Source organism: Conexibacter arvalis (assembly GCF_014199525.1).
Taxonomy (GTDB): Bacteria; Actinomycetota; Thermoleophilia; order Solirubrobacterales; family Solirubrobacteraceae; genus Conexibacter; species Conexibacter arvalis.
The window spans coordinates 251,253-268,853 of sequence record NZ_JACHNU010000006.1 but is presented as its reverse complement, the minus strand read 5'-3'; the positions used below and the strand labels follow the sequence as shown (position 1 = coordinate 268,853).

General features: G+C 75.9%; 15 protein-coding genes. 7 read left to right on the top strand and 8 right to left on the bottom strand.

From position 1 onward, the window contains the following. The first annotated feature begins 8 nt into the window (after window positions 1–8). Genes BDZ31_RS19305 through BDZ31_RS19290 form a run of 4 tightly spaced genes read left to right on the top strand, consistent with a single transcriptional unit; the run spans window position 9 to window position 4,695 of the window. Window positions 9–965 carry an ABC transporter permease gene (locus BDZ31_RS19305; protein ID WP_183344152.1) on the top strand — a complete coding sequence of 319 codons (957 nt, stop codon included), beginning with the start codon at window positions 9–11 and terminating at the stop codon, window positions 963–965. Beyond that, on the top strand, window positions 962–1,834 hold the full coding sequence (locus BDZ31_RS19300) for an ABC transporter permease (protein WP_183344150.1): 873 nt from the start codon (window positions 962–964) through the stop codon (window positions 1,832–1,834). The genes BDZ31_RS19305 and BDZ31_RS19300 overlap by 4 nt, the downstream gene beginning before the upstream one ends. Next, the gene (locus BDZ31_RS26100; protein ID WP_221243183.1) at window positions 1,831–3,900 is read left to right on the top strand and encodes a dipeptide ABC transporter ATP-binding protein; all 2,070 of its coding nucleotides are present in this window, start codon (window positions 1,831–1,833) and stop codon (window positions 3,898–3,900) included. The genes BDZ31_RS19300 and BDZ31_RS26100 overlap by 4 nt, the downstream gene beginning before the upstream one ends. After that, window positions 3,901–4,695, top strand: coding sequence for a cupin domain-containing protein (locus BDZ31_RS19290; protein WP_183344148.1), 795 nt, complete (start codon window positions 3,901–3,903; stop codon window positions 4,693–4,695). A gap of 56 nt (window positions 4,696–4,751) precedes the next feature. Here BDZ31_RS19290 and BDZ31_RS19285 read toward each other — a convergent pair whose 3' ends face one another. After that, complete coding sequence (locus tag BDZ31_RS19285) at window positions 4,752–6,398, bottom strand: thiamine pyrophosphate-dependent enzyme (RefSeq protein ID WP_183344146.1); 1,647 nt, start codon at window positions 6,396–6,398, stop codon at window positions 4,752–4,754. Next, a complete protein-coding gene (locus BDZ31_RS19280) occupies window positions 6,380–7,285 on the bottom strand; it encodes a dihydrodipicolinate synthase family protein (protein ID WP_183344145.1) in 906 nt (301 codons plus the stop codon). Before BDZ31_RS19280 ends, BDZ31_RS19285 begins: the two co-directional genes overlap by 19 nt. 86 nt (window positions 7,286–7,371) lie before the next feature. Between BDZ31_RS19280 and BDZ31_RS19275 the strand changes: the two genes are divergently transcribed. Then, window positions 7,372–8,127 carry a ribonuclease activity regulator RraA gene (locus BDZ31_RS19275; RefSeq protein ID WP_183344142.1) on the top strand — a complete coding sequence of 252 codons (756 nt, stop codon included), beginning with the start codon at window positions 7,372–7,374 and terminating at the stop codon, window positions 8,125–8,127. Here BDZ31_RS19275 and BDZ31_RS19270 read toward each other — a convergent pair. Then, a complete protein-coding gene (locus tag BDZ31_RS19270; RefSeq protein ID WP_183344140.1) occupies window positions 8,076–8,807 on the bottom strand; it encodes a GntR family transcriptional regulator in 732 nt (243 codons plus the stop codon). The two genes, BDZ31_RS19275 and BDZ31_RS19270, sit on opposite strands and share 52 nt — an antisense overlap. Window positions 8,808–8,860: 53 nt before the next feature. Between BDZ31_RS19270 and BDZ31_RS19265 the strand changes: the two genes are divergently transcribed. Both BDZ31_RS19265 and BDZ31_RS19260 read left to right on the top strand, forming a co-directional pair. Beyond that, complete coding sequence (locus tag BDZ31_RS19265) at window positions 8,861–10,429, top strand: aldehyde dehydrogenase family protein (protein ID WP_183344138.1); 1,569 nt, start codon at window positions 8,861–8,863, stop codon at window positions 10,427–10,429. Window positions 10,430–10,469: 40 nt separating this feature from the next. Next, window positions 10,470–11,753, top strand: coding sequence for an MFS transporter (locus BDZ31_RS19260; protein ID WP_183344136.1), 1,284 nt, complete (start codon window positions 10,470–10,472; stop codon window positions 11,751–11,753). A 45-nt stretch (window positions 11,754–11,798) separates the two neighbouring features. Here the strand turns inward: BDZ31_RS19260 and BDZ31_RS19255 are convergent, their stop codons facing one another. From BDZ31_RS19255 to BDZ31_RS19235, 5 genes are all read right to left on the bottom strand, one after another. Next, on the bottom strand, window positions 11,799–12,860 hold the full coding sequence (locus BDZ31_RS19255; protein WP_221243182.1) for a DUF2600 family protein: 1,062 nt from the start codon (window positions 12,858–12,860) through the stop codon (window positions 11,799–11,801). Between the two features lie 88 nt (window positions 12,861–12,948). Beyond that, a complete protein-coding gene (locus tag BDZ31_RS26095; RefSeq protein WP_183344132.1) occupies window positions 12,949–15,546 on the bottom strand; it encodes an FtsX-like permease family protein in 2,598 nt (865 codons plus the stop codon). Further along, window positions 15,543–16,244, bottom strand: coding sequence for an ATP-binding cassette domain-containing protein (locus BDZ31_RS19245; RefSeq protein ID WP_183344130.1), 702 nt, complete (start codon window positions 16,242–16,244; stop codon window positions 15,543–15,545). The genes BDZ31_RS26095 and BDZ31_RS19245 overlap by 4 nt, the downstream gene beginning before the upstream one ends. After that, window positions 16,241–16,963, bottom strand: a complete 723-nt coding sequence (locus BDZ31_RS19240) for an ATP-binding cassette domain-containing protein (RefSeq protein WP_183344128.1) — start codon at window positions 16,961–16,963, stop codon at window positions 16,241–16,243. The genes BDZ31_RS19245 and BDZ31_RS19240 overlap by 4 nt, the downstream gene beginning before the upstream one ends. After that, window positions 16,954–17,514 carry a hypothetical protein gene (locus BDZ31_RS19235; RefSeq protein WP_183344126.1) on the bottom strand — a complete coding sequence of 187 codons (561 nt, stop codon included), beginning with the start codon at window positions 17,512–17,514 and terminating at the stop codon, window positions 16,954–16,956. Before BDZ31_RS19235 ends, BDZ31_RS19240 begins: the two co-directional genes overlap by 10 nt. Window positions 17,515–17,601: the final 87 nt, after the last annotated feature.

Here is a 17,601-nt window from a genome sequence, read left to right as displayed (position 1 = left end):
GATCCACGATGTCGCGTTTCCTGATCCGGCGCGCCGGGCTCGGGCTGATCACGCTCTGGCTGCTGAGCGTGATCGTCTTCCTCGGCGCGCAGGTGCTGCCGGGCAACCCGGCGCGGGCGATCCTGGGGCAGGACGCCGCGCCGGCCTCGGTCGCCCAGCTCAACAGCCAGCTCGGCTACGACCGGCCGCTGCTGGAGCGGTACTTCGACTGGCTCGGAGGCGTCCTCACCGGCGACTTCGGCACCTCGTACCTGTACCAGTCATCGGCCGGCGACCTGATCGCGACGGCCCTGGGCAACTCGCTCAAGCTCGGGCTCGTCGCGGTCGTGCTCGTCGTGCCGCTGTCGCTGGCGGGCGGCGTCTTCGCCGCGCTGCACCGCGGCAGGCTGGCCGACAAGGCGGTCACGTTCGGCGGCATGATCGTCTCGGTCCTGCCGGAGTTCGTGACCGGCATCGTGCTGCTGCTCGCGCTCGGCATCTGGTGGCCGGTGCTGCCGATCAGCGCGACGGCGCCGCCCGGCGCCGGCCCGCTGGAGGAGCTGCGCCATCTGATCCTGCCGGCGCTGGCGTTGATGGCGGGCCTGTTCGGCTACATCGCGCGCGTCGCGCGCGCCGGGACGATCGACGTGCTCGACGCCGACTCGACCCGGACGGCGACCGTGAAGGGGCTGCGGCGGCGGGAGGTGATCCGCCGCCACGTGCTGCGCAACGCGCTGCTGCCGAGCATCACCGTGACCGCGACGCAGATCGGCTACATGGTCGGCGGGCTGGTCGTGATCGAGCGGCTGTTCAACTACCAGGGCCTTGGGCTGCTGCTGTTCAACGCGGCGCAGCGCAAGGACTTCCCGCTGCTGCAGGGCGCCGTCCTCGTCGTCGGCGCGATCTACATCGTGATGACGCTGCTCGCCGACGTGCTGCAGGCGGTCGTCAACCCCCGCGTCCGAGCGCAGGTGACGAGCCGATGACCGCGACCTCCACGCCGCTCGCGGCGCCGTCGGCGCGCCGCGCCCGCCGCGTCGCGACCGTCCGCGCGCTGCTGCGCCGGCCGAGCTTCGTGATCGGCACCGCCGTGCTCTGCTTCTGGGTCCTCTGCGCGCTCGTCGGCCAGGCGATCGTGCCCGACGACCCGTACGCGACCGACCCCGCCAACGCGCTCGCGTCGCCGTCGGGAGCGCACTGGTTCGGGACCGACGCGCTCGGCCGCGACGTCTTCTCGCGCGTCGTCGTCGGCTCCCGCGCGATCCTCACGATCTCGCTGCTGGCCGCCGGCCTCGCGACGCTGCTGGGCACGACGATCGGGCTCGTGATGGGCTACTTCGGCGGCCTCGTCGACGAGGCGCTCTCGCGCGTCGCCGAAGCGGTGATGGCGCTGCCGAGCGTCATCCTCGCGCTGCTGGCGCTGACGGCGCTCGGCCCCTCCAACCTGACGCTCGTCGTCGTCGTCGGCTTCGCCTACAGCTGGGTGATCGCCCGAACGGTCCGCGCCGCGGTGCTGACCGAGCGCGGCGCCGAGTACGTCGCGGCGGCGCGCGTCCGCGGCGAGCGTTCGCCCTACATCATGTTCGGCGAGATCCTCCCGAACGTCGTGCCGGTCGTGATCGTCGAGTTCACGGTGCGGGTCGGCATGGCCGTCTTCAGCGTCGCGAGCCTCTCGTTCCTCGGCTTCGGCGTCCAGCCGCCGTCGCCCGACTGGGGGCTGCAGATCGCCGACTCCTACGGCGTGCTCTCCGCGGGCGCGTGGTGGACGGCGCTCTTCCCGGCGCTGGCGATCGCGTCGCTGGTCGTCTCCGTCTTCCTGATCGCCGACAACGTGCAAGGAGCTCTGAGCGAGTGACCGCATCGATCGCACCGCCGGCCGCGGCGGTCCAGGCCGAGCAGCTCGACGTCACCTATCGCGTCCGCGGCCGCGACCGGCTCGTGATCCGCGGACTCGACCTCGCGATCGCGCCGGGGGAGAGCTACGGGCTCGTCGGCGAGTCGGGCTGCGGCAAGTCGACGATGGCGCTCGCGCTCGTCGGCGCGCTGCCGTCGAACGGGCGCGTCAGCGGCGGGCGCCTCGAGGTCGCCGGCCACGACCTCGCGTCCGCCCGCGGCGAGGCGCTGCGGAGGCTGCGGACCGACGTCGTCGCGATGGTCTACCAGTCGCCCGGCCGCGCGCTCAACCCGACGATGCGCGTCGGCGACCAGATCGCGGAGTCGTTCGTCGTCAAGTCCGCCAGCTGGGACGAGGGGCGCGCCCAGGCGCACGAGATGCTGCGCAAGGTCAAGATCGCCGACCCCGATCTGGTGATGCGCCGCTACCCGCACGAGCTGTCGGGCGGGATGCAGCAGCGCGTCGTGATCGCGATGGCGCTGGCCAAGCGACCGGAGCTGCTGATCCTCGACGAGCCGACCACCGGCCTCGACGCGACCGTCGAGGCGGAGGTGCTCGACCTGATCGCCGAGCTGCGCGCGGAGATGCGCACGAGCGTGCTGTTCATCTCCCACAACCTCAGCGTGATCGCGCGGATGTGCGACCGCGTCGGCGTGCTCTACGCCGGACGGCTGGCGGAGGAGGGGCCGGTCGACGACGTCTTCCGGCGCCCGCGCCATCCCTACACGGCCAGCCTCGTCGGCTGCATCCCGAGAGCGGGCATGTCGAAGGAGGACGGCCGCCTCGTCGCGATCCCCGGCGCGCTCCCGGCGCTCGGCTCGGTCGAGCGCGGCTGCGTCTTCGCAGCGCGCTGCCCGGCGGCGGAGGAGCGCTGCGCCGCCGAGGAGCCGCCGCTCACCCGCGAGGACGACCGCGGCTTCCGCTGCCACTACCCGGAGCGGGCCGGCGCCCTCTCGCGCCCGACCGAGGCGCCGCTCGCCGTGGCCGACCCCGCGCGGGAGGCCGGGGAGCGGCCGCCGCTGCTGGAGGTCGAGCGGGTCGCGAAGACCTTCGGCGACGGCGCCCGCGCGGTGAGAGTCCTGCAGGAGATCTCGTTCACGCTCGCCGCCGGCGAGACGCTCGGGATCGTCGGCGAGTCGGGCAGCGGCAAGTCGACGCTGGCGCGCGTGCTGCTCGGCCTCGAAGCGGCCGACGAGGGCGCGACGCTGCGGCTCGACGGCAGACCGCTGCGCCCCGGCGTCGCCGCGCGCGACGACGAGCAGGTGCGGGCGCTCCAGATCGTCTTCCAGAACCCCGACTCGGCGCTCAACCAGCGGCACACGATCCGCCGCATCCTGCGGCGGGCGCTGCGGAGGCTGAGCGCGCTCCCGCCGCAGCGCCGCGAGCAGCGGATCGCCGAGCTGGCCGAGGAGGTGCGGCTGCCGGCGCCCCAGCTCGACGCGCGCCCGGCCGGGCTCTCCGGCGGGATGAAGCAGCGCGTCGCGATCGCGCGCGCCTTCGCCGGCGAGCCGCGCGTCGTCGTCTGCGACGAGCCGACCTCGGCGCTCGACGTCTCCGTCCAGGCGGCGATCGTCAACCTGATGGTCTGGCTGCAGCGCGAGCACGGCACCGCCTTCGTCTTCATCTCCCACGACCTCGCGATCGTCCAGTACATCGCCGACCGGATCATGGTCATGTACCTCGGCCGCGTGATGGAGGTCGGCGCCGCCGCCGACGTCTTCTCGCCGCCGCACCACCCCTACACGGAGGCGCTGCTGTCGGCGCCGCGCGACGCCTTCGCGGCGGAGGCGCGGGCGCGCGTGCGCCTCCACGGCGACCCGCCGAGCGTCGCCGACCCGCCGAGCGGCTGCGTCTTCCAGACGCGCTGCCCGCGCAAGGTCGGCGCGATCTGCGAGACCGAGGCGCCGCCCTGCCAGCAGCTCGCCGGCGGCCGCCAGATCCACTGCCACATCCCGGCCGCCGAGCTCGAGCGGCTGCAACGCGAGGCGCCCGTCGAGGCGCCCACCCCTGACCCGAAGGAGACCTGAATGGCCCGCGCCCACGTGGAGGACCTGCACTACACCGACGTCCCGCTCGAGCAGGCGGCCGCCGGGCCGTTCGCCGGCGCGCCGTGGCGCGTCCTGTCGCGCGACGAGGAGACCGGCGCGATGACGGCGCTGGTCGAGGCGCCGGCCGGCTACGCGGTCGACCAGCAGCTCGACGCCGGCTGCGAGCTGCTCGTGCTCGACGGCGCCGTCACGATCGACGGCGACGAGGTCGCCGCCGGCCGCTACGCCTACCTGCCCCACGGCGACAGCGCGCGGCTGGAGGCGACGGGCGCGACGCGCCTGCTGGCCGTGATCGGCGCGCCCGGCGCCGGCGGCGGCGAGCGGTCGGTCGTCGACCCCGAGTCGATGCAGTGGATGGTCCGCGTCAGCGAGGCGAGAACCGACAGCGGCTTCACCGAGCCGATCCTCCACGTCGTCAAGATCCTCCGCCGCGACCCCGTCAGCGGCGACGTCACCGGCCTCTCCGCGCTGCCGGCCGGCATGGGTCAGGTGACGGCCGAGTGGCACGACCCGGCCGACGAGGGCTTCATGCTGCGGGGCGACATGCTCGTGCTCGGCCCCGACGGCGAGCCGGCCGAGATGGTCGTCGGCACCTACAACTGGCGCCCGGAGAGCGCGCGCCACCTGCCGAAGTACACCCACACCGGCAACCTCCGCTTCTTCCGCGCCACCGGCGGCGGCTTCGACGGGACGGTCACCGTCACCTACGTCGACGAGCCGCGCTGGCCGGCGATGCTCGCGGCCTACCAGGCGAGATTCCCCTTCTTCGGCTGATCGTCGGGCAGGGGCGGGGCGGGGCGCCGCGGCGGCGCCCCGCCCCGAGCCCGCGCTCAGCCCTCGCCGGTCAGCTCGGCGAGGCGCAACCCGGGCGCGATCCGATCGGGATCGGTCCGGATCGCGATCAGCGACGGCCCGGCGTGCGCCAGCGCGCCGTCGAGCGCGGCGTCGAGCTCCTCCTCGTCGCGCGCGGTCCAGCCGCGCGCGCCGAGCGCCGTCGCCCAGGCGCCGAGGTCGGGCAGCCCGATCGTCGTGGCCGGCTCGACACGTCCGGCGGCGCGCGCCTCGTGCATCGCGATCGTCCCGTAGAGGCCGTTCTGGAAGACGACGACGAGCACGTCGGCGCCGTGGCGCACCGCCGTCTCCAGCTCCTGCCCGGTCATCAGCGCGCCGCCGTCGCCGACGACGGCGACGACGCGCGCCGCCGGCGCCGCGAGCTTCGCGGCGACCGCCGCCGGGACGGCGTAGCCCATCGCACCGTTGGCCGGCGCGAGCAGCGCGCCGCCGGGGGCGAAGCGCCAGTGGCGGTGCAGGAACGCCGAGAAGTTGCCGGCGTCGTTGGTGACGATCGCCTCCCCGCCGACGGCGCGGCGCAGCGCCGCGACCGCCCGCGCGGGGTCGACGCCGGCCGTCGCGGCGTCCGCGGCGCGCGGCGGCGTGGCGGCCGCCGCCGCGTAGGCGCCGTGGGCCGCCGACCAGTCGCGCGCCGCCGGCTCGGTCGGCAGGCGCTCGGCGAGCGCCCGCAGCGTCGCCGCCACGTCGCGCCCGATCAGCTCGGCGCCGTCCGGCAGGTCGTCGTCGGGGCCGATCGCCAGCACCCGCTGGCCCGGCCGCGGGAGCAGCCCCTGCTGGCCGGTGATGTCGTCGAGCCGCGTGCCGGCGAGCAGCAGCAGGTCGGCGTGGCGCGCCGCCCGCAGCAGCTCCGGCGGCGTCCCGATCACGAGCTGCCCGAGGCAGTTGGGGTGCTCGTCGGGGAAGACGTTCTGGCGCCGGAACGAGGTGTAGACGCCGAGGCCGGCCCGCTCGGCGAGCGCGACGAGCTGCTCGCGCGCCCGCGCCGCGCCGCCGCCGGCGACCATCACCGGCCGGCGGGCCGCCGCCAGCGCGGCCGCGGCGCGCTCGAGCGCCTCGGCGGCGGCAGGCGGCGGGGCGGCCGGCTCCAGCGCGGCCGCGTCGACCGGCTCGACCGGCTCCCGCCACAGGTCCTCGGGGACGGCGATCGCGACCGGGCCCGGCCGGCCCTCGCGCGCGATCCGCAGGCCTCTCGCCAGCAGCCCGGGCAGCTCCCGGGCGCTGCGCGCGGTGACCGCCCACTTCGTGATCGGCGCGTAGAAGGCGGCGAGGTCGATCTCCTGCAGCGCCCCGGTGCCGAGCCGGTCGGACGGGACCTGGCCAAGGATCGCCACCAGCGGCGTGCCGTCCTCGTGCGCGGTCTGCACGCCGATCGCGAGGTTGGAGCCGCCGGGCGCGCGGCTGGCCAGCGCGACGGCGACCTGCCCGGTCAGCCGCGCGTCGGCGTCGGCCATGAAGGCGGCGCCGCTCTCGTGGCGGGTCGAGACGACGTCGAGGCGCGGGTCGGCGTCGAGTGCCAGCAGCAGCCCGAGGAACGACTCGCCGGGAACGGTGTAGCAGCGGCGCACGCCCGCCCGCGCGAGCAGGTCGCACGCCGCCTGCGCCGCCGTCAGCGGCTCGCCGGCCATCCGCGCACGATCGTCGCGAGCGATGCGGCCGCCGCCTCGTCGAGCGGCTCGCAGGGCGCGCGGACCTCGCCGACGTCGCTGCCGAGCAGTGCCATCGCCGCCTTCACGACGGCGACGTTGTGGCGGCCGCCGGCGCGCGTGCGCAGCGCCTCGAACGGGAGCAGCGGCGCGATCGCGGCGGCGAGCGCGTCGAAGTCGCCGGCGCGGCTCGCCTGCCAGACGGCGAGCGCGAGGTCGGGGCGCACGTTCGCGACGCCGGAGGTGAAGCCGACCAGCCCGAGCGCGCGCATCGGCGCGACCATCGACTCGGCGAGCCCGCAGGTCCAGGTGCAGGCGTCGCGGAGGCCAGGGCGCTCCAGGACGGTGGCGAGCACGTGCAGATCGTGACGGGCGTACTTGACGCCGGCGATCCGAGGGTGGAGCGCCAGCTCGGCGAGCGCGTCGCCGCCGAGGCGGGGCGTTCGCACGTAGAGCACGACCGGCAGCGGCGAGCGCTCGGCGAAGTCGCCGTAGAAGCGGACGATGCCGCGCTCGCCGGCGAGCGGGTCGGGCGGGTCGTGGAGCATGACGGCGTCGTACCCGATCTCCGCCGCCTCGGCGGTCAGCTCGAGCGCCTCGGCGCCGGCGCCCGCGATCCCGGCGACGAGCGCGGCGTTCGTGCGCCCGCGCGCGGTCGCGGCGAGCACCGCGCGGCGCTCCTCGGCGGTCAGCTGGAAGACCTCGCCGGTGTTGCCGAGGGCGGTCAGCGCGTGGATCCCGGCGGCGTCGAGCGTCGCGGAGAGGCGCTCCAGCGCCGCGGCGTCGACGGCGCCGCCGTCGTGCGCGAACGGCGTGGGAAGGACGGCGACGACGCCGCCGAGCTGGTCGGAGAGCTGAGATCTGGGCATATTGAGATATGGTATACCAAACGACCTGACGGTCCGAACGGACCGGCCCGCGAACGGGTCGGCCGGACCGTCGCTGGAAGGAAGGCATGGCTCACGAATCCCCCGCCGCCGAGCCGCTCGGCGACGACCTGATCGCCGCGTTCTCGCGCATCAGCACGGCGACGCTCACCACGCAGCTGTTCGCCCGCGGGCTGCGGAACACGTTCCTGCACGGCGTCCGGCCGCTGAATCCCGGCAACGCCCGGATGGTCGGCAGCGCCTTCACGCTGCGGTACGTGCCGGCGCGCGAGGACCTCGACGTGCTCGCGGTCTTCAAGGACTACGACCATCCGCAGCGGCGGGCGGTCGAGTCGGTCGGCCCCGGCCAGGTGCTGGTGATGGACTGCCGCGGGCGGGGCCGCGCGGCGTCGGCCGGCAACATCCTCGCCACGCGCCTGATGCGGCGCGGCGCGGCCGGCCTGGTGACCGACGGGTCGCTGCGCGACAGCCCGGAGATCGCCGAGCTGGCGATGCCGGCCTTCGCCGCCGGCGCCTCGGCGATGACCAACCTCGCCCAGCACCACGCCGTCGACATGCAGGTCCCGATCGGCTGCGCCGAGGTCGCGGTCTACCCCGGCGACGTGATCGTCGGCGACGCCGAGGGCGTCGTCTGCGTGCCGCGCGAGCTGGCGGCCGAGGTCGCCGCCGCGGCGCTGGAGCAGGAGCGGCTGGAGGAGTTCATCCTCGCCGAGGTCGACGGCGGCGCGCCGCTGCGCGGCACCTACCCGCCCGGCGAGGAGCTGCTCGCGCGCTACCGGGCCGCCGGCGGCGACGGGGCGGCGTCGGCCGCGTCGGCGCCTTGATCGCCGCGCAGGCGCTCGAGCGAGGCGGCGATGTGGTCGTGGACGAGGCGCGCCGCGAGCGCGCCGTCGCCCTCGCCGACCGCCTCCAGCACGGCGCGGTGCTCGGCGGCCTCCGCCTCCCAGGTGGGATGGCGCGTCCACAGCAGCGAGACGGTGCCGAGCGCGACCCGGTCCTGCAGGTTGTCGAGCACGTCGAGGACGATCTCGTTGCCGCAGCGGGCGTAGAGGGCGCGGTGGAAGGCGCGGTTGGCGAGGCTGAGCGCGACACGGTCGGCGCGTGCGATCGCGTCGGCGCCGCGCTCCAGCGCCTCGGCCGCGGCGGCGTGGACCTCGGCGGGAGCGGCCGCGGTCGAGCGCCCGACCGCCCACGGCTCCAGCTGCACGCGGACCTCGTAGACGGCGACCAGCGCCGGCAGGTCGAGCGTCGCCACGACGGCGCGCCGGTTGGGCAGGATCTCGACCAGCCCGCCGCGCGCGAGGCGGATCAGCGCCTCGCGCACCGGCGTCTTGGAGACGCCGAGCTGCTCGGCCAGCCTGCGCTCGACGAGCGTGGCGCCGGGGCGCAGCCGGCCGGCGACGATCGCGTCGCGCAGCGTCCTGCCGACGAGGTCGCTGCGCGACGGTACGTCGTCGACGGGCGCCAGCCGCACGCCGTCGAGGCCGATCGGGTCCGCATCCATCTTCCTGTCATATCAGCCCGCCCGCATCACCGAACCGGAGAGGCACCCGTCCGATGACCGCCGACACCACGATCCGCGCCACCGACCCCAGCAGCGGCAGAACGCTCGAGCCCCACCGCGAGACGGCGATCGCCGAGCTTCCGGCGATCGCCGGCGAGGCCGCCGCCGCCTTCGCCGACGAGCGGATGCGCGACGCCGACCGCCGCGTCGCCGCGCTGCGCGGCGCCGCCGCGCGGCTGCGCGCCGACGGCGAGTCGCTGCGCGCGCTCTTCCAGCGCGAGTCGGGCCTGCCGGCGGGGCGCGCGGAGGGAGAGCTCGAGCGCACCTGCTTCCAGCTGGAGGCGCTCGTCGACGTCGTCGCCGCCGGCGCCCACCTCGAGCCGATCGTCGACCGCGCCGACCCGGCGGCCCGGCCGGCGCCGCGCCCCGACCTGCGCCGGATGCTGGTGCCGATCGGACCGGTGGCGGTCTTCGGCGCCAGCAACTTCCCGCTCGCCTTCGGCGTCGCCGGCGGCGACACGGCCGCGGCGCTCGCGGCCGGCTGCCCGGTCGTCGTGAAGGGGCATCCGGCGCAGCCGGGGATCAACGCCGCGGTCGCCGGCCACGTCGCGGCGGCGGTCGCGGAGGCCGGGCTGCCGGCCGGCGCGTTCGCGCACGTGCAGGGCGCCTCGGCCGAGCTCGGGGCCGCGCTCGTGCGCGCCGAGCCGATCGCGGCGGTCGCCTTCACGGGATCGACCGCCGGTGGCCGCGCCCTCTTCGACGTCGCCGCGGGCCGGGAGCGGCCGATCCCCGTCTTCGCGGAGATGGGCAGCGTCAACCCGGCGGTCGTGACGGTCGGCGCCCTGCGGGCGCGCGGCGGCGCGATCGCCGACGCGTTCGTCGCCGCGATCACCGGCGCGGCCGGCCAGCTCTGCACCAAGCCGGGCGTCGTGCTCGTCCCGGCCGGCGAGGAGGGCGACCGCTGGTGCGCCGACGTCGCCGCGCGCCTCGCCGCCGCCGAGCCGCTCGTGATGCTGACCGAGCGGATGCGCGACGCGCTCGCCGCGCAGCTCGCCGAGCTGTCCGCGCGCGACGACGTCGACCCGCTGACCCCGCCGGCGGCTCCGAGCGGCCCCGGCTTCCGCGTGAGCGCGGCGGCCTTCCAGACGAGCGCGTCGGCGCTCGCGAGCGCCAAGGAGCTGCGCGAGGAGCGCTTCGGCCCGTTCGCGCTGCTGGCGCGCTACGGCTCCGACGAGCAGCTCGAGACGGCGGTCGCGGCCTTCGACGGCCAGCTGGCGACGGCGCTCCATATCGACGTCGCGTCGGAGCCGGAGCGGGCGCGACGGCTGACTGAGCTGCTCGCGGCTCGCTGCGGGCGCGTCGTCTACGACGGCTTCCCGACCGGCGTCGCGGTCACGTGGGCGATGCAGCACGGCGGCCCGTACCCGTCGACGACGGCGGCGGGGGAGACCTCGGTCGGGATGACCGCGACGCGCCGCTTCATGCGCCCGGTCTGCTGGCAGGGAGCGCCCGCCGAGCTGCTGCCGGCCGCGCTGCGCGACGAGAACCCGCGCGGGCTGTGGCGGCGCGTCGACGGGCGCCTCACCGATGCGGCGATCGCGCCGCCCGCGTCGGCGGGCTGAGACCGGCCCGCCGCGGGGCGGCGACGGCGGCGCAGCGCGTGTGAGCGGCGCCGCGCCGTCCGCCGCGCCGCCGTCCGCCGCGCCGCCGTCCGCCGCGCCGCCGCCCGACGGGACGCCGCCCGCCGCGCCGCCGCCCGACGGGACGCGCTCGGCGCTGCTGCTCGTGTGCGCGATGACGGTCGCGCTCGCGATGACGATCCACGCGGTCGCGCCGGCCGTCCCGGAGATCCAGCGGCGCTTCGGCGTCGACGACGGCGACGCCGGCTGGTTCACGCTCGCGTACGTGCTGCCGGGGGTGTTCCTGACGATCCCGCTCGGGACGCTCCTCGCCCGCGCGCCGCGCCGCCTCGCCGTCGCCGGGTCGCTGACGCTCTACGCCGCCGCGGGGGCGGCGCAGGCGCTCGCCGGCGACTACGGCACGCTGCTCGCGCTGCGCCTGCTGCAGGGCGCCGCCTTCGCGGCGGCGATGCCGCTGACGGTCGTGATCGTCGGCGACGCCTATCGCGGGCTGGCCCAGGTGCGCGCCTTCGCGGCGCGCCAGGTCGTCTCGACGGCGGCGGAGTTCGCGCTGCCGCTGATCGGCATCGCGCTGGTCGCGCTGAGCTGGCGCGGCCCGTTCGTCGCGCAGGCCGCGATCGCGCTCGTCGCGGCGGCGGCGCTCGTGACGCTCGACGACCGGCGCAGCGCGCGACCGGCGCGCGGGGACGGGCGATCGACCTGGCGGGCCGTGCGCGCGCAGCCCTGCGGCACGGCCGTGCTGGCGGTCGGGTTCGCACGCATGCTGTTCAAGTTCGCCCTGCTCGCCTACCTGCCCGCGCTGCTCGTGCGCGGCGGCGCGGCCGACGCGGCCGGCGCGGGCGTGGTGCTGGCGCTGGCCGCGGGCGCGGCCGGCGTGGCGGCCGCGTTCGTGCCGCGCGCGCTGCGCCGCCTGCCGGCCGCGCGCATGACCTGCGCCGCCCTGCTGGTCGTCGCGGGCGCCCTGGCGGCCTTCCCGCTGGCCGGCGACCTGCCCGCCGCCTGCGCGGTCGCCGTCGCGTTCGGCGTCGGTGACGGCGTGCTCGCGGTGATGCAGGACGCCTACGTGACGCGGACGTGGCCCGAGGGGGCGCGCGCCCAACCGGCGGCCGCGAGCCAGAGCGCGCGCAACCTCGGCAAGGCGGCGGCGCCGCTCGCGGTCGCCGCCCTGCTCACGACGACGAGCCTGACCGTCGCCTTCTGCGTCCTCGCGGGCGCCGCCGCGCTGCTCGCCTGCGCGCTGCGCTCGCTGCGAGCGCTCGACCGGCGGTTCGCGCCCGGGCCTACTCCGCCCGCTCGGGCAGCGTGAAGCGGAGCTTGTGGACGACCGCGACTAGCTCTTGTCCTTCGAGCCTCAAGCGCGCGCGGCGGGCGACGAACGGCCGGCGAGGCGGCGCTGCGCCCGCAGCGCCGCGGCGATCGGCGTCACCGCCGGCCGCAGCGCCTCGACGACGCTCGGCGCGACCTGCGCGGCGAGGCTGCCGCGCTCGGCGGCAGCGGCGTAGTAGGCGGCGACGCCGCAGACGATCATCGCGTGCGTGTGGCTGTGCCGCAGCGTGCTGACGGCGCCTAGCGAGCGACTCGCCGCCGCGACGATGCCGGCTCGAGCCGCGTCGGCGCCGGCGTAGTGGGAGACGAACGAGAAGTCGCCGCTGACCGCGTCGCGCTCGCAGTCGACGAGGCTGTCGAGCAGCGTCGACATCGCGCAGACGTGCGGCCAGTACGCGGCTTCGATCCGCGCGGCGTCGCGGGCGGTCGTCGCCGGGTCGGCCGCCGCCGCGAGCAGCGCCGCGATCGCGAGGTTGGAGTTGGAGCCGGCGGCGATCTCCCACCACGCATAGCCCGCGCAGCCGTCCTGCTCGGCGCTCCACGCTTCGACCTGCGCGAGCGCCTCGCCGTGCGCGGCGGTGTGGCTGTGCGCGAGCCCCTCTCCCCAGCGGACCGCGGCCGCTTGGGCTCGTCCTGCGACCGTCGCTGCAGCGGGCAGCCGCCAGAGCCGATCGCGGCAGGCCGAGACCAGCGCCGCGAGGTAGCCGCCGTCGTCGCCGAGCGGATCGAGGTCGAGCGGATCCCCAGGCCGGGCGACGGCCGCCGGCAGGGCACTGCCGATCCGGAGCCCGTCGGCGAGCCGATCGCAGCAGACCCGTTCGCCCAGCACGTCGACGTAGTCGGCGAGGAGCTGGTGGGCGACCAGCAGCTCGATCGTCGTGCGCCGACGCGATCGGGAAGCGAACGCGGCGAAGGCGGTGACGGCCTCGGCGTTGTCGGTGTCGGCCGCGATCGCGGCGGTCGCATGCGCGCGCAGCACCGGGTCCGGGATCGTCTCCGCGACGGTCGACCAGCGTCGGATCTCCGCACGTGCCTGCGGGACGATCGACCCCTCGTACAGCGCGAGCGTCCGGAGGGTCCTGAGCATGGCGAGCATGCCGGCCATGATCGCCCACGGAAACGGGCGGAAAAGCGGCTCTTCGAGGCCTGCGTTCGTGCCCGGATCAGCGGTCTCGTCAGGCGCGGTCGACGGCGAGGCGGCCGCGCGGATGCGCGGCGAGATAGCCGGGGACGGCGGTGACGAGGAGCGCGACGCCCGCGAGCAGGCCGCAGGCCGGCAGCGCCGCGAGCGGCGACCACGTCCAGGGGGCGGGGAACGAGGTCGTCTGTTCGAGCCAGCGTCCGCCGAGGTAATGGCCGTAGGTGCCGGCGGCGATCCCGGCGAGGCAGCCGGCGAGCAGGATCATCGCCGTCTCGCCCATCAGCGCGCGCCAGAGCGCGAAGCGGCTCCAGCCCTCGATCGCGTACGCGGCGAGCTGGGGGCGGCGCTCGCGGATGGTGGCGATCATCGCGACGGCGATCGCGACGGCGGCGGCGATCAGCAGCAGCGTCTCGATCTGGCGCAGGCGCGCGAGACCGTCGCTGACGATCTCGCGGGCGTCGGCGACGTTCTCGGCGGTCGTCTGGACCTGGAGGCCCGTTCCCGGACCGAGCGCGGCGCGGATCGCGTCGCGCACGCGCGTCGGGGAGGCGCCGGGCGCGACGTCGACCTCGAGCGCGGTCGGCGTGGTGGTCGACCACCCCTCGCGGTAGTCCTCGGCGCGCATGACGATCGCGCCCGGCCCCCAGCCAAGGTTGGTCGTGATCGCGGCGACGCGGAACGTGCGGGGCCCGGTCGGCGTGGGCAGCTCGATCTTCGAGCCGGGCGCGATGCCTCGCTCGCGCGCGAGCTGATCGGAGACGGTGATCCAGCCGCCGGCGCGCAGCCGCGCGGTGGTCGTCGCGTAGTTGCCGTCGCGGATCTGGGAAGGCGGGACCATCGTCCGGTCCGCGCTCGGCCGTCCGATCACCCACATGCGCCGGTCGCCGATGTCGAGCAGCCCGCCCATGTACTCGCGCACGGCTGCCACGCCGGGAAGGGCGGCGAGCCCCTCTGGCGCACGGAACGGCTGGAGACCGAGCGCGTCGCCGCGTTGACTGATCCAGATGTCCGTCGTGCCGTAGTGCTCGCGCTGATCCTGTTCGATCCCGTCGAACAGGTCGGTGCGTGCGCCGCCGATCGCGAGCGCGCCGCAGATCGCGACCGCGCAGGTCGCCGCGAGCGCGACCGAGCGAACCGGAGCCGAGCGCAGCGCGGCGACGGGAATCACGAGCGGCGGGGCGCGGTCGAGCCGCTCGAGCCGTGTCGCCGCGGCGACGACGCCGGCGAGGACCGCGGGCATCGCCAGCAGCGTCGCGACGATCAGGATCCCGATCGTCAGCAGCGTCGTGCCCGGCCACACCGCCACGACGACCGACGCCGCGGCGACGAGCGCGACGGCGACCGCGGCGAGCTGCCATCGCAGCCGGGGCGAGATGCCCTGTCCGGGCTGGCCGCCCGTGCCGTAGATCGCGTTCAGCGCCCGGCCGGAGCGCAGGTCGGCCAGCGGCGTCGCGGCGGCGATGCACGTGAAGAGCGTGCCGCCGAGCAGCGCGGCGACGACCATCCACGGCTCGATGTCGACGCCGGAGCCGATCGGGAACGCGAACGTCAGGTACCCGGGCGGCGCCTGCGCCGCGCTGCGTGCCAGCAGCGATCCCGCGAGCACGCCGGCGGCCGATGACGCCAGTCCGAGCATGATCGCCTGCGAGAGCAGCACCTGGGTCGCCTGGCGTGAGGTGAAGCCCCCGACGATCCGCATCCGCGCCAGCTCGCGCCGGCGCTCCGGCACGGTGAGCAGCATCGCCATCGCGGTCAGCAGCAGGCCGACGATCGCGGCGATCGCCGCGAACAGCATCGTCGACTGATCGTTGGGCGCGGTCGCGATCGAGAGCGCGCGCAGCTCGTCGTCGACCGTGCTCGTCCGCAGGCCGTTGTCACGTGCGATCCGTTCGAGCGAGGTGCGTGCGGCCTCCGCCTCGCCGTCTCTGACGACGGCGAGGATCCGCGTCGCTCTGCCGCGCATGCCGCTCAGCTCCTGCGCGCGTTCGAGCGACGTCGAGGCGATCGTCGCGGGGGCGACGGGTCCGACCTCGTGGGAGCCGAGCACGCCGATCACCGGGATCTCGCGGTTGCGTCCGCGGACGTCGATCGCGACCGGCGCCGACGGCGCGCTTCCGGGCGGCAAGCCGAGGGCGTCTCCCGCGCCGGCGGTCAGGTAGATGCCCGGCAGCGAGAAGATCCCGAACAGCGCCGGACGGGCGCTGACGCCGCCGAGCTGCGCGTAGGAGCCGTCGACGCCGACCAGGTCGACGCCGACCCGGTCGTCGCGGTGGCGCAGGTTGGCGCGGGTCTGGAGCAGGGCGGAGGCGGTCTCGACGCCCGGCGCGGCCCGGACCTCCTCGACCAGCCGCGCGTCGAAGCCGCCGCCTCCGAGCGCGCCGAGCTGCAGCTCGGCCCGTCCCGATATCGCGGTCGCGATCTCGCGCGCCGAGGACTTGATGCTCGTGTTGGCGGCGAGCACCGCGAAGACGAGCATCACGCCGGTCGCGATGCCGGCGGCCGCGAGCAGCTCCTGCAGCCATTGGCGTCGCAGGCGGCCGGCGTAGAGCGTCAGCAGCGTGCCGATCCGCACCCACTGGGCCGTCTCGCGGGTGCGGTCGGGCTCGGTCGGCGGCGCGGTCGCGCCCGTCACGGCTGCGGCGAGAGGTCGGCGGGGTCGTGCACCGGCTCGCTCAGACGTCCGTCGGCGAGGCGGAGCACGCGGTCGGCACGGTGCGCGAGTTGCGGGTCGTGCGTGACGATCAGCACCGCTCGCCCCCGCTCGTGCGCGAGCGCGTCGAGCAGGTCGACGATCTGCGCGCTGGTCTGGGAGTCGAGGCTGCCGGTCGGCTCGTCGGCGAGGATCAGCGCCGGGTCGGTCGTGAGCGCTCTCGCGATCGCCGCACGCTGGCGCTGCCCGATCGAGAGCTGATCGGGCCGATGCTCCAGCCGGTGACCGAGGCCGACCTCTCTCAGCGCGCGGATGCCGGCGAGGCGGGCCTGCGAGCGGCGCATGCCGCGCGCCTCCAGGCGCAGGCCGGCGCTGCGATGGAGCGGCACGCCCTCGACGAGCTGCGGCTGCTGCAGGAGGACGCCGAGCGTGTCGCGCCGCCAGCGGTCGGCGGCCCGTCCGCCCAGCGGGACCGGGACGCCGTCCCAGCTCACCGATCCGCTGTCGGGGCGGTCGAGGCCGGCGGCGAGCAGCAGCAGCGTCGACTTGCCGGAGCCGCTGGGGCCGTAGAGGGCGATCAGCTCGCCGCGCTCGATCGTCAGCGAGACGCCGTCGACGGCGCGCACGGTCTCGCCGCCGACGTCGAAGTGGCGCGAGACGCGGTCGAGCCTGAGCGTCACAGCCCGCGCCCCGGCCCCGCGCGTCGCCCGTCGAGCGGGATGACGTCGGCCGGGACGGACGGCCCGGCGCCGCGCACGGTGCCACGCTGCATCGTCAGCACGCGGGCGCCGGGGACGAGCGCCGCGCCCTCGGCGTCGTCGGTCATCAGCACCGCGAGCCCGTCGTCGCGGACGAGCGAGCGGACCAGCTCCAGGAAGCGCTCGCTCTCGGGGTGGGAGAGGCCGGTGGTCGGCTCGTCGAGCAGCACCAGCCTTGGCTCGCGCACGAGGCTGCGGGCGAGCAGCACGCGGATCCGCTCGGCGGCCGAGAGCGCGTCGATCGGCTCCTGGGCCAGCTCCTCGACGCCGCACCGTCGCAGCACGCCGTCGGCGGCCGCCTGCGCGCGCCACCGGGACATCGTGCGGATCGCCGGATAGGCGACCTGGTCGATCACGAGATCGTCATGGCCCAGCAGCGCGCGGCTGCTGCCGGTCACGAGCGCGAAGCCGCCCTGCCGGCCGAGGCTGGCGCCCGGCGCCCGGCCGGCGAACGTGACCGTGCCGACGTCGGGCGGCCGCACGCCCGAGGCGACCTCCAGCAGCGTCGTGCGCCCGGACCGCGCCGGGCCCCAGACGATCACCAGCTCGCCGGCCGCGACCTCGAGCGAGACGTCGGCGAGCGCGGTCGCGCTCCGGAACCGCACCGACACGCCCGCGAGCGTGAGCAGCGTCACCGCCACGGCGAGGTTCCCGCCATCGCGTCGGTGACGATCTCGCGCGAGTGCTGGCACCACTGCAGCTGCGCGACCAGCTCGCGTCTGCTCCACACCGATCTGATCCGCTCGACGATGTGGTCCGGCGCGACGGGGTCCTCGGCGCGCTGGACCATCAGCCGCAGCATCGCCTCGTAGCGGTCGATGATCCCGAGCATCGTTGCGAAGTCGCCCTGCCGCACCGCGTAGAGCCGGGCGAGCGCGCCGGTCATCGCGTCCGGCATCGCGATCGGGCTCGACAGCCACGCGCGCCAGTCGTGGACGCCGGCCTGGGTGGCGCCGAACAGGCTCGTCGGCTCTCTGCTGGTGCGCGTCGGCGCCGTTCCGACGACACGGATCAGTCCGTTGGCCTCGAGCGCCGGGACCAGGTCGTAGGCGTGCTGGCGCTTGGTCCGGAGTATCCCGTCGTCGCCGCCGTAGCGCTGCTCGACCGCCTTGGCGACGGCGTAACGCGTGAGCGGTTCGGGGGCGAGCACGACCGTCGCCAACGTGACTCTCGCAACGACCCCGCCTCGCATCGCTCCCCAGAAACTCCCCAGACGTCCCCGAATTGACCAGCCGGCCGAGCGTAGACCACCGATCAGCGGGCTGGCAACCGGCAAGCC